General features: G+C 70.5%; 11 protein-coding genes. 10 read left to right on the top strand and 1 reads right to left on the bottom strand.

The window, feature by feature from the left end; genetic code table 11:
- Positions 1-38 precede the first annotated feature (38 nt).
- Genes HQ603_RS05115 through prcA form a run of 3 tightly spaced genes read left to right on the top strand, consistent with a single transcriptional unit; the run spans position 39 to position 1,884 of the window.
- Entirely contained in the window at positions 39-230 is a 192-nt protein-coding gene (locus HQ603_RS05115) for a ubiquitin-like protein Pup (RefSeq protein ID WP_222683480.1), read from the top strand.
- Positions 227-1,099, top strand: coding sequence for a proteasome subunit beta (gene prcB / locus HQ603_RS05110; protein ID WP_222683479.1), 873 nt, complete (start codon positions 227-229; stop codon positions 1,097-1,099). Before HQ603_RS05115 ends, prcB begins: the two co-directional genes overlap by 4 nt.
- Positions 1,096-1,884: a proteasome subunit alpha gene (gene prcA / locus HQ603_RS05105; RefSeq protein WP_222683478.1), complete on the top strand. Its 789-nt coding sequence runs from the start codon at positions 1,096-1,098 to the stop codon at positions 1,882-1,884. The genes prcB and prcA overlap by 4 nt, the downstream gene beginning before the upstream one ends.
- Here the strand turns inward: prcA and HQ603_RS05100 are convergent.
- The gene (locus HQ603_RS05100; protein ID WP_222683477.1) at positions 1,860-3,332 is read right to left on the bottom strand and encodes a bifunctional phosphatase PAP2/diacylglycerol kinase family protein; all 1,473 of its coding nucleotides are present in this window, start codon (positions 3,330-3,332) and stop codon (positions 1,860-1,862) included. The genes prcA and HQ603_RS05100 overlap by 25 nt on opposite strands.
- A gap of 42 nt (positions 3,333-3,374) precedes the next feature.
- Here HQ603_RS05100 and pafA point away from each other — a divergent pair, with 42 nt between their 5' ends.
- From pafA to HQ603_RS05065, 7 genes are all read left to right on the top strand, one after another.
- Complete coding sequence (pafA, locus tag HQ603_RS05095) at positions 3,375-4,733, top strand: Pup--protein ligase (protein WP_222683476.1); 1,359 nt, start codon at positions 3,375-3,377, stop codon at positions 4,731-4,733.
- A gap of 63 nt (positions 4,734-4,796) precedes the next feature.
- The gene (locus tag HQ603_RS05090; RefSeq protein WP_222683475.1) at positions 4,797-5,843 is read left to right on the top strand and encodes a helix-turn-helix transcriptional regulator; all 1,047 of its coding nucleotides are present in this window, start codon (positions 4,797-4,799) and stop codon (positions 5,841-5,843) included.
- On the top strand, positions 5,840-6,829 hold the full coding sequence (locus HQ603_RS05085; protein ID WP_222683474.1) for a helix-turn-helix transcriptional regulator: 990 nt from the start codon (positions 5,840-5,842) through the stop codon (positions 6,827-6,829). Before HQ603_RS05090 ends, HQ603_RS05085 begins: the two co-directional genes overlap by 4 nt.
- An 89-nt stretch (positions 6,830-6,918) precedes the next feature.
- Positions 6,919-7,206 carry a Sec-independent protein translocase subunit TatA gene (gene tatA, locus HQ603_RS05080; RefSeq protein WP_222683473.1) on the top strand — a complete coding sequence of 96 codons (288 nt, stop codon included), beginning with the start codon at positions 6,919-6,921 and terminating at the stop codon, positions 7,204-7,206.
- A gap of 77 nt (positions 7,207-7,283) precedes the next feature.
- Positions 7,284-8,225, top strand: coding sequence for a twin-arginine translocase subunit TatC (gene tatC, locus HQ603_RS05075; protein WP_222683472.1), 942 nt, complete (start codon positions 7,284-7,286; stop codon positions 8,223-8,225).
- A 29-nt stretch (positions 8,226-8,254) separates the two neighbouring features.
- A complete protein-coding gene (locus HQ603_RS05070) occupies positions 8,255-11,017 on the top strand; it encodes a DEAD/DEAH box helicase (protein ID WP_371830965.1) in 2,763 nt (920 codons plus the stop codon).
- Between the two features lie 94 nt (positions 11,018-11,111).
- Positions 11,112-11,834, top strand: coding sequence for a DUF4333 domain-containing protein (locus HQ603_RS05065; protein ID WP_222683471.1), 723 nt, complete (start codon positions 11,112-11,114; stop codon positions 11,832-11,834).
- Positions 11,835-11,836 lie beyond the last annotated feature (2 nt).

The raw sequence follows: 11,836 nt of genomic DNA, 5'->3' as shown, positions 1-11,836 counted from the left end.
CCACGCGACGAACCGGTGGTACGACGAGGAGGCCCGCAATGGCACAAGAGCAGACCACACGCTCCGGCGGTGGCGACGACGACGAGGGTGCGGCCGAGGGCGCGTCGGGCCAGGAGCGACGGGAGAAGCTGGCCGAGGAGACCGACGATCTCCTCGACGAGATCGACGACGTGCTGGAAGAGAACGCCGAGGACTTCGTCCGCGCCTACGTCCAGAAGGGTGGCCAGTGACGGAACCCGAACGCCGCAACACGGGCGACACGCTCGCCTACGGTTCCCCGTTCTCGTCCTTCACCGACCATCTCCGCGCCTACGCGCCGCACCTGTTGCCGGAGAACCGGTTTCGATCGGATCTCGCCGGCGCCGCAGCGTTCTCCGAGGAGGCTGCCATGAGCGACATCGCGCCTCACGGCACGACGATCGTGGCGATCACCTTCGACGGTGGCGTCGTTCTGGCCGGTGACCGGCGCGCGACGCAGGGCAACCTGATCGCCAGCCGCGACGTCGAGAAGGTCTACGTCACCGACGACTACTCGGCCGCCGGTATCGCGGGGACGGCCGGCATGGCCATCGAGCTCGTGCGGCTGTTCGCCGTCGAACTCGAGCACTACGAGAAGATCGAGGGCGTTCCGCTCACGTTCAACGGCAAGGCCAACAAGTTGTCGTCGATGGTGCGGGCCAACCTTGGTGCCGCCATGCAGGGTCTGGCCGTGGTCCCCCTGCTCGTCGGGTACGACCTCGACGCCGCCGACGCCCGTCGAGCGGGGCGCATCGTGTCCTACGACGTGGTGGGCGGCCGCTACGAGGAACGCTCCGGCTACCACGCGGTGGGGTCGGGTTCGCTGTTCGCCAAGTCGGCGATGAAGAAGCTCTACCGCGACGGGCTCACCGAGGACGAGGCCCTCCGGGTCGCCGTCGAGGCGCTCTACGACGCCGCCGACGACGATTCCGCCACGGGCGGACCGGATCTGGTGCGCGGCATCCTGCCCACGGCCGTGGCCATCGGGGCAGGCGGCGCCGCGTTCGTCGAATCCGCGCGCACCGAGGCCCTCGCGCGCGCGATCGTGCAGGACCGCACGGAAGGGGGCGAGCGTCGATGACCATGCCGTACTACGCGTCGGCCGAGCAGATCATGCGCGATCGCTCGGAGTTGGCGCGCAAGGGAATCGCCCGCGGACGCAGTGTGGTCGTCCTGACCTACGCGGACGGGGTGCTGTTCGTGGCGGAGAACAGATCCTCCGCCCTGCACAAGGTGAGCGAGCTCTACGACCGCCTGGGCTTCGCCGCCGTCGGCAAGTACAACGAGTTCGAGAACCTGCGGCGGGCGGGGATCGTGCACGCCGACACCAAGGGCTACACCTACGACCGCGCGGACGTCACCGGCCGATCGCTGGCCAAGGCGTACGCGCAGACACTGGGCACCATCTTCACCGAGCAGCTCAAGCCGTACGAGGTCGAGATCTGCGTGGCCGAGGTCCCGCGGGTGGGCGAATCCGGTGCGCCGCAGCTCTACCGGATCACCTACGACGGCTCGATCGTCGACGAGCGGGACTTCGTGGTGATGGGCGGCACCACCGAGCCGATCACCGCGGCCCTGCGCGAGGCCTACCGCGCCGATCTCGATCTGGCGTCCGCCGTCGGCATCGCGATCACGGCGCTGCAGGACGGGACGTCGACCCCGACCAACGGCGGAGGCGAGCCGGCGGAGCGCCGGGTCCTCGAGGTCTCGAGCCTGGAAGTGGCCGTGCTGGAACGCCATCGGCCGCGGCGAGCGTTCCGCCGCATCGGGGGAGCGGCGCTCGAGGCCCTGTTGCCGTCGTCGGGTAGCGGGCCGAGCAGCGCGCCGGATGCCGGAACCGATCAGCCGACGCCGCCCGGTCCGTAGACGGTGAGCAGCGAGGGTCGGGCGAGAAAGTCGAAAGCCCGGCCCTCGCCGGCGATCTCGCCGTCCACGGCCACGGACACGGGCGGGCCGTCGTGCCGGACGGACAGCGACGTCACGTGTTCCTGCCGGTAGGTCGGTGAGGACCCGAGCGTTCCGGTGAGTGCGGCGGCGGCGAGTCGGGTGCGGGAGAAGCGCAGGCGCGCACGCAGATAGCGCACGTCCAGGATCCCGCCGGCGATCGACGGGCGGGACATCGGCACCTGATCGGTCGGCGCGTAACTTCCGTTGCCCACGAACAACATCCAGACCGGATCGACGCGGTCGCCGACGACGGCGTGCAGCGGTCTGGCCACGGCCAGCACCGCCACCATGGCGGCCGCGGCGGCGGGCCACTTGCCCACGCGGTCGGTCCACCGGTCCCGCAGTCGCACCGTGTCCGGATAGCCGCCGATGCTCGCGGTGTTGACGAAGAGCGTCGGTTCGCCCCCGTCGATGCTCACGCTGCCCAGGTCGACGCGCGCGGCGTGGCCCCGTTCGACCGCGGCGGCCGTCGTCGTCACGCGGGTCAGCCCGATGTCGCGGGCGAAGTGGTTGAGGGTGCCGCCGGCGAACACGGCGAGCGGGAGGTCCGTCCGCACCGCCGCCGCGACCGCCGCCGCCACCGTGCCGTCGCCACCGCACACCCCGAGCGCGTGGACCGACTCGTCGATCTCGGCTCGGAGCCGCGTCGCGAAGTCCTCGCCGTCGTTCGGTCGGACGAATCGCGCGTCGGGAAGAGCTTCGGCCACTGCGGCGACGACGTCCGAATTGTGCGTTCCAGCAGCCGGATTGACGAGAACGAGCAGTCCGCGCCCGCGGTGCAGGGCCGGCGCTTCACCGCGGCTGCCCAGGCGGGCGGGCGTGGTCGACCGGACGGCCCACCAGCGGCGGGTCCCGAGCGCGACGCCCGCCCCGATGCCGGCGCCGACGACGACGTCCGAGGGCCAGTGCACCCCCACGTGGACCCGCGAGTACGCGACGGCGGCGGCGAGGGGAGCGACGAGCATCCCGGCGACGGGCGATTCGAGCGCGACCCCCGTCGCGAACGCCGCGGCGGACGCGGCGTGTCCGGACGGGAACGACGACGAGACCGGCCGCACGCCGAGTCGTCGCAGGGCCGGAACGGCGACGGCCGGGGGACGATCGCGGGGGAGGAGCGGTTTCAGCACGCCGTTGGCGACCGAACTCGCGCCCGCCACGGCGAGGAGTCCGCGCACCGCACCGCGACGACGCGGGCCGCCGGCGGCGGCCAGCGCACCCGCCACGAGCACCCACAGCACGCTGTGGTTCGCGAGGCCCGTCAGGCCGCGCAGGATCGGGTCGGCGGGTCCGGGGCGCGCCGCGAAGCTCGACCGGACCAGCGCCAGATCGACGGCTCGGGTCCGGTTGCGAAGCGATCGTGCGCTCATCGCTGCCACCCTACGGTCCGGCCGTGGTTGTACTGTCGAAGTGTGGAGCGACGAATCATGGGGATCGAGACGGAGTTCGGTGTCACGTGCACGTTCCACGGGCATCGTCGGCTCAGCCCGGACGAGGTGGCGCGGTACCTCTTCCGTCGCGTGGTGTCCTGGGGACGCAGTTCCAACGTGTTCCTGCGCAACGGCGCCCGGCTCTACCTCGACGTCGGGTCGCACCCCGAGTACGCGACCGCGGAATGCGACTCGCTCGAGCAGCTGGTCACGCACGACCGCGCGGGAGAGCGGGTGCTCGAGGACCTGCTGGTCGACGCCGAGCAGCGCCTGTCCGAGGAGGGCATCGGCGGCGACATCTACCTGTTCAAGAACAACACCGACTCGGCCGGCAACTCCTACGGGTGCCACGAGAACTACCTCGTGGTGCGCGCGGGCGAGTTCTCCCGCATTTCCGACGTGTTGCTGCCGTTCCTGGTCACCCGGCAGTTGATCTGCGGCGCCGGCAAGGTGCTGCAGACGCCCAAGGCGGCCGCGTTCTGCCTCTCGCAGCGCGCCGAGCACATCTGGGAGGGCGTCTCCTCGGCCACCACCCGGTCGCGGCCCATCATCAACACCCGCGACGAGCCGCACGCGGACGCCGAGAAGTATCGCCGGCTCCACGTCATCGTGGGCGACTCCAACATGGCCGAACCCACCACGATGCTCAAGGTCGGCAGCGCGGCCCTGGTGCTCGAGATGATCGAGGCGGGCGTCTCCTTCCGAGACTTCGCTCTGGACAACCCCATTCGCGCGATCCGCGAGGTCTCCCACGATCCCACCGGTCGACGTCCGGTGCGGTTGGCCGGCGGTCGCCAGGCCAGCGCGCTCGAGGTGCAGCGCGAGTACCACGCGCGGGCCGTCGAGCACCTGCGCAACCGGGCGCCCGACGTGCGCATGGAGCAGGTCGTCGACCTGTGGGGCCGCACGCTCGACGCGGTGGAGGCGCAGGACTTCGCCAAGGTCGACACCGAGATCGACTGGGTCATCAAGCGCAAGCTCTTCGAGCGGTACCAGGACCGGTACTCGATGGACCTGTCGGACCCGAAGATCGCGCAGCTCGATCTGGCGTACCACGACATCAAGCGGGGTCGCGGCGTCTTCGACGTCCTCCAGCGCAAGGGCCTGGTCACCCGGATCACGGAGGACGCCGCCATCGACGAGGCGGTGAACACGCCCCCGCAGACCACGCGCGCGAAGCTCCGCGGCGAGTTCATCGCCGCCGCGCAGAACGCGGGCCGCGACTTCACGGTGGACTGGGTCCACCTCAAGCTCAACGATCAGGCCCAGCGGACCGTCCTGTGCAAGGACCCGTTCCGGTCGGTGGACGAGCGGGTCGAACGGTTGATCGCGTCGATGTGACCCGATCCCCGGGTCGGCGTTGCGGCGACCGGTGGTGGGCACCGGACCCACTAGTCTGAACGCGTGGCAGTGTCCAAAGTCGAGCGGCTCATGAACCTGGTGATCTGCTTGCTCTCCACCCGGCAGTTCCTCACGGCCGAGCGCATCCGTGCCTCCGTCGCGGGATACGAGGATTCGGTGAGCGACGAGGCGTTCGGGCGCATGTTCGAGCGCGACAAGAACGAGCTGCGTGACCTCGGTGTGCCGTTGGAGACGGGCCAGCTCTCCCGGTTCTCCACCACCGAGGGGTATCGGATCAACCGGGACCGCTACGAGCTCCCCGACATCGATCTCGCTCGCGACGAGGCGGCGGCCGTGGCCGTGGCCGTGCAGCTGTGGGAATCGCCGGAGCTGACCTCGGCCGCGCAGAGTGCGATGCTCAAGCTCCGCGCCGCCGGGGTGCAGGTCGACCCCGAGCATTCGCCCGCGGCCGTGACGTCCATTCCGGCGCGCAGCCGCGGGTCGGAACCCGCCCTGGGCAAGCTCCTGTCCGCGATCGACGCCGGCAAGTCGGTGCGGTTCACCCACCGGGCGTCGCCGACGGCGGAGTTCCGCACCCGCACGGTCGAGCCGTGGGCCGTGGTGACGCACTCGGGTCGTTGGTACCTGGTCGGCCACGACGTCGACCGGGGCGACGTGCGGACGTTCCGACTCTCCCGCATCGGGGACGACGTCGAGGCGTTCGGCCGCGCCGGCTCGGTACGAAAGCCCGACGGCGTGGACCCGGCGGCCGTCGTCGCCCGCGCGGCGGGAACCGGGGACGTCGCCGGAACGGCCCGAGTGTGGGTCCGGGACGGCCGCGCGGAGGAGATCCGGCGCCTGGGGACGGCCGCGGAGACGCGGACCGTGGCCGGCGTGACGGGCACGGTGGTCGAACTGTCGGTGCGGTCGTGGGAGTGGGTCGCCCGCGTGGTCGCCGGGCACGGCGCGGACGCGATCGTGCTGGCCCCGGACGACTTGCGCGAGCAGGTGATTCGCATCCTCACCGTGGTGGCCGATCGCGACGGAGTCGGTGGAGTCAGTGGAGTCGGTGGAACCGCGGACCGCGACGGTGCGGTGATCTCGTCGTGAGCGCCCGCCTGTCGTCCCGCCTCGCGCGGCTGCTGAACCTGGTGCCGTACTTCATCGCGAACCCCGGTATCAGTGCCGCCGACGCGGCCGCCGAGCTGGGGGTGACCACCCGGCAGCTCATGGAGGACCTGAACCAGCTCTGGCTGTGCGGGCTACCCGGATACGGTCCGGGCGATCTCATCGACCTCTCCTTCTCGGAGGAGAGCATCCAGGTGACCTTCTCCGCCGGGATCGACCGGCCGTTGCGGCTGACCTCGACCGAGGCGACGACGCTGTCGATCGCCCTGCGGTCGCTGGTCGAGATGCCGGGAATGGTCGACCCCACCGCCGCGCACCGCGCCATCGCCAAGATCGAACAGGCGGCGGGCGTCGCCGCGCCGACGTCCGGGCCCGCCCGCGACGACGCCCCGGAGGAGAGCCCGGCCGTCGCCACCGTGCGCGGGGCCCTGGCCCGCGGCCGCGCCCTCGACCTGACGTACTACTCCGCGTCGCGCGACGTGGTGTCCGAGCGCACCGTGGACCCGGTGCGCATCGTGCTGGTCGACGATCACAGCTATCTGCAGGCGTGGTGTCGGGTGGCCGAGGGCGTCCGGCTGTTCCGCCTCGATCGCATCGACGCGGCCACCGAGCGCGCGGACCCGTCGTCCCCGCCCCGGACGGCGGTCGCCGAGGACGAGGCCCTCGATCTCTTCCACGACGACCCGTCGCTCCCGGTCGCCCGGTTGCTGGTGCGGCCCGACCACGTCTGGATCCTCGACTACTACCCGATGGACCGCGTGCTCGACCACGCCGACGGGTCGGTGGAGGTCACCATGCGATTCGCCACGCTGGACTGGATGTCCCGGCTGGCGATCGGTCTGGGATCCGGGGTGTCGGTGCTCGGTCCGGACGACCTGGTGCGGGCCGTCACCGCACGATCGCGGGCGGCGTTGGCGGCCTATCGAGCGGCGGGCGGCGAGACGCAGGAGTCGCTCGGTGAACAGTGAGCGACACCTTCGTTCCGCGCCCGATCGCGGCCGCTGACGCGGAGTCCGGTCCGGTAGCATCGGCCTCACCGATACTGGGAGGTTTCAACATGGGTGCCCTACAGCCCTGGCACTGGATCGTGCTGATCATCGTGATCGTGCTGCTCTTCGGATCCAAGAAGTTGCCCGAGGCAGCGCGTGGACTCGGTCGCTCGATGCGCATCTTCAAGAGCGAGGTCCAGGAGATGCAGAACGACGGCAAGAAGGGCGAGGCACCGGCCCCGCAGGCCCCCGCGCAGCAGCCGCCGGCTCAGTTGCCGCCCTCCGCCGCGCAGGTCGATCCCACTCCCGTCGCCCCGTCGTCCGACGTGCGTGACGAGCACCCGCGTTCCGCCTGATCGTTCCTCTCCTGGTCCGCTGCCGTCACCGCACCGCGGTCACGGCAGCGGACGCGTCGACCCGGAAGACTTGATTCGTGCGCATACCGTTCGACCCGCGACAGCGACGACGTCGCGTCAACCCCGACGGCACCATGTCGCTGGTCGAGCATCTGTACGAATTGCGGACGCGTCTGCTGTGGTCGATGCTCGCCGTCCTCCTCACCACCGTGGTCGGCTTCTTCTGGTACTCCCACTCGCTGTTCGGCATCGAGTCCCTCGGTGACCTGCTCCGCGGTCCCTACTGCTCGCTCCCGCCGGAGAGTCGCGCCGATCTGAGTGCCGACAACGCGTGTCGCCTGCTGGCCACCGGACCGTTCGAGCAGTTCATGCTCCGGTTCAAGGTCGCCATCACCGCCGGCGTGGTCCTGGCCTGTCCCGCGTGGCTGTACCAGATCTGGGCGTTCATCACCCCCGGTCTGTACAAGCACGAGCGTCGCTACGCCGTCGCCTTCGTCACCGCCGCGGCCGTGCTGTTCGTCGCCGGCGCCGTCCTCGCGTACGTCGTGGTGGCCAAGGCGCTGCACTTCCTGCTCACCATCGGTGACAACGTCCAGATCACCGCGTTGAGCGGCGCCGAGTACTTCGGCTTCGTCATCAACCTGCTCGTCATCTTCGGCGTCAGCTTCGAGATCCCCCTGCTCATCGTCGCGCTCAACGCGGTGGGAGTACTGCGCTACGAGAAGCTGCGGAACTGGCGGCGCGGGCTGATCTTCGCCATGTTCGCGTTCGCCGCGGTGGTCACGCCGGGCGGCGATCCCTTCTCCATGACCGCGCTGGCGTTGGCGCTGTGCGTCCTGGTCGAGTTGGCCATCCAGGTGGCGCGCCTCAACGACAGGCGACGCGCCCGCCGTGAGACCGAGCAGTGGGGCGACCTCTCCGACGACGAGGCGTCGCCGCTCGATGCAGCCCCGACGCCCGTCTCGCAGCCCACCTCGGTCCGACTCGACGAGCGGGCGGACTACTCCGACACGGTCTGACGCCACGGTCGACGGCTACTGTGGATTTCGTGTCCACCGAGAGCGACCGCGTCACCGTCGCGGCAGACCTGGACGGGCCCCGGCTGACGGAGTTCACGTCGCTGTTGCCGTTCCCCCTCGATCCGTTCCAACTTCGCGCGTGCCGTGCCCTCGAGGACGGCCACGGCGTCCTCGTCTGCGCGCCGACGGGCGCGGGCAAGACCGTCGTCGGTGAGTTCGCCGTCCATCTGGCCCTGTCGACGGGAGCCAAGTGCTTCTACACGACACCCATCAAGGCGCTGAGCAATCAGAAGTTCGCCGAGCTGACCGCGCGGTACGGCCGGGGCCACGTCGGGCTGCTCACCGGCGATCAGAGCATCAACTCCGACGCGCCGATCGTGGTGATGACCACCGAGGTGCTCCGCAACATGCTGTACGCGGAATCGCCTGCGCTGCGCGGACTCTCGCACGTGGTGATGGACGAGGTGCACTACCTGGCGGACCGGTTCCGCGGCGCGGTGTGGGAGGAGGTCATCCTGCACCTGCCGGAGGACGTGCGACTGGTCAGCCTGTCCGCGACCGTGAGCAACGCCGAGGAGTTCGGCGCGTGGATGGAGACCGTACGCGGTGACACCGCCGTCGTGGTCGACGAGACGCGCCCGGTCCCGCTCTGGCAGCACATTCTGGTGGGCCGGCGCCTGTTCGATCTGTTCGACGTCGACGCCAATGCCGGCTCCGCCGGCCCGGTGATCGACAAGACACTGGTGCGGTACGTCAAGGAGCGGGTCAACGCCGAGCGCATGGGTGCCTGGGAGGCGCCCCGGGGACGCGGCCGATCCGGGCGGGGCGGCGGCGGTCGACCCGGGCGACCGGAGAGTCGGCCCATCCCGCGGCCGGAGGTGATCAAGCTCCTTGACGAGGAAGGCCTGCTCCCGGCGATCACGTTCGTCTTCAGCCGCGCCGGCTGCGACAGCGCGGTCGATCAGTGCCTGCGGTCGGGTCTGCGGTTGACCACCGAGGAGCAGGCGGTGCAGATCGGCGAGGTGATCGAACGTCACACCGCGGAGATCCCCCGCGGCGACCTCGAGGTGCTCGGGTTCTGGGAGTGGCGCGACGCGCTCGAACGGGGCCTCGCCGCCCACCACGCCGGGATGTTGCCGGTCTTCCGGCACACCGTCGAGGAGCTCTTCGTCCGCGGTCTCGTGCGGGCGGTGTTCGCCACGGAGACGCTGGCGCTCGGGATCAACATGCCCGCGCGCACCGTCGTCCTGGAGCGGTTGGTCAAGTTCAACGGCGAGACCCACGCCAACCTGTCGCCGGGGGAGTACACCCAGTTGACCGGGCGTGCCGGCCGACGCGGCATCGACGTCGAAGGACACGCCGTCGTGCTGTGGCAGTCCGGCGTGGAGCCCACCGAGGTGGCCGGACTGGCGACCACGCGCACGTTCCCGCTGCGCAGCTCGTTCCGCCCGTCGTACAACATGGCGATCAACCTGGTCGAGCGCATGGGGGTCGACGCGTCGCGGGCACTGCTGGAGCGGTCGTTCGCCCAGTACCAGGCCGACGCGTCGGTGGTCGGGCTGGTGCGCGGCATCGAACGCGGCGCAGCCACCCGCAACGAGTTGCTGACCAAGCTGGGCGGCGCCGATTCCCCCTACGTCGAGTACACCGAGCTGCGGGCCCGGCTCAAGGAACGCGAACGGGAGCTCGAGCGACAGGGGCGGACGGACCGGCGGAACGACGCCGTCACCTCACTCGTGGGGTTGCGGCGCGGCGACGTGATCTCCATTCCGTCCGGCCGGCGGTCGGGGCTCGCCGTGGTCCTCGAGACCGACACGAACTCCGTCGACCCGCGTCCGCTGGTGCTGACCGAGGACAAGTGGGCGGGACGAGTGTCGTCGGCCGACTTCCCGACGCCCGTCTCCGCCCTCGGGTCGATGCGGCTGCCGCGCCACGTCGATCACCGCACGGCCCGCACGCGGCGCGACCTGGCGTCGGCTCTGCGCAGTACCGGCATCACACCGCCGGGGCGTGGGCGTCGGGTGCGGTCGTCGGCGGCGGACGACCGCGAGCTGTCCACCCTGCGGCGGGCCGTGCGGTCGCACCCGTGCCACACGTGGCCCGACCGCGAACACCTGGCCCGGCTCGCCGAGAAGTACAGCCGCGTCGAACGCGAGACCGACGCCATGCGGCAGAAGGTCGCCGCCACCACCAACTCGTTGGCGCGAACGTTCGACCGCATCCTCGCCCTACTGTCCGAACGGGGCTACGTCGAGCACGCCGAGGGCGAGGTCCGCGTCACCGAGCGTGGAACGAAGCTCACCCGGCTCTACTCGGAATCGGACCTACTGGTGGCCGAGTGCCTGGCCGAGGGCGTGTGGCGCGGACTCGGGCCCGCCGAGCTGGCGTCGGTGGTGTCCGCGGTGGTCTTCGAGTCGCGGCAGGAGGGGGAGAGCATGGCGCAGGGCCCCACCGGCAACGTCCGTCATGCGCTGGCCCGAACGCTGTCGACGTGGCACGACCTGCGCGCCGACGAGATCCGGCTCAAACTCCCGCCCACTCGGGAGCCCGACACCGGGTTCATGATCGCCATGTACAAGTGGGCGCGGAAGGAATCCCTCGAGGACGTCCTGTTCGCAGCGGGACAGCACGGCCGCGCCCTGTCCGGCGGTGACTTCGTCCGGTGGTGTCGCCAGGTCATCGACCTCCTCGACCAGATCCGCACGGCGGCACCCGACACCGACGTTTCCGGCGCGGCGAGCAAGGCGATCTCGGCGATCCGGCGCGGCGTCGTCGCCGTCGACGCCGCGTGACCGGGTACGGTGCGACCGGAACAGCCGACGCGGTGCATGCGCGATGCGCGTCGGCACGACGCACGCTGACTCGACCGACGCAGTGGAGGCGACCATGACCGGCCCGTACGACAAGAACGATCCGTCGCAGCAGAGCGACGGCGGGTCGACCGGCGGCTCGGACCCGTCCACCCGGTCGTTCGAGGGCCAGTACCCGCCGCCCGGACAGAGCCCGTACCAGCAGGGGTACGGCCAGCAGCCCCAGTACGGTCAGCCCCAGTACGGTCAGCCTCGATACGGACAACAGCAGTACGGCCAGCCCCAGTACGGGCAGCCGGGCTACGGTCAGCAGCCCCAGTACGGGCAGCCGGGCTACGGTCAGCAGCCCCAGTACGGGCAGCCGGGCTACGGTCAGCAGCAGTACGGACAGCAGGCGTACGGCGAGGCCCCGGCGTACGACCAGCAGCCCTACGGTCAGCACCAGCCCTACGGCGGCCAGGGGTGGCAGAACCCGCAGCAGTCGTCCTCGTCGTCGAAGAAGGTGCTGCTGATCGTCGGCGGTGTGATCATCGCGCTGATCGCCGCGATCGTGGTGGTCGGTTCGCTGGTGCTCGGTTCGAACACCTTCGACAACGCCGCTGTTCAGGACGGTGTCGCGAAGATCGTCACCGAGAGCTACGGCGCCATCGACGTGTCCGACGTGTCGTGCCCCTCCGGTCAGAAGGCGGAGACGGGCACGCAGTTCACGTGCACCCTCACCACCGACGGTGTGCCTGGATCCGTGACGGTCACCGTCAAGGACGACGACGGTACGTACGAGGTCGGCCGCCCCCGCTGACA

The organism is Rhodococcoides corynebacterioides, from assembly GCF_019834675.1.
Classification (GTDB): Bacteria; Actinomycetota; Actinomycetes; order Mycobacteriales; family Mycobacteriaceae; genus Rhodococcoides; species Rhodococcoides corynebacterioides_A.
Note: the sequence above shows the minus strand (reverse complement) of the source record. Positions and strands in the feature narration are given on the sequence as shown.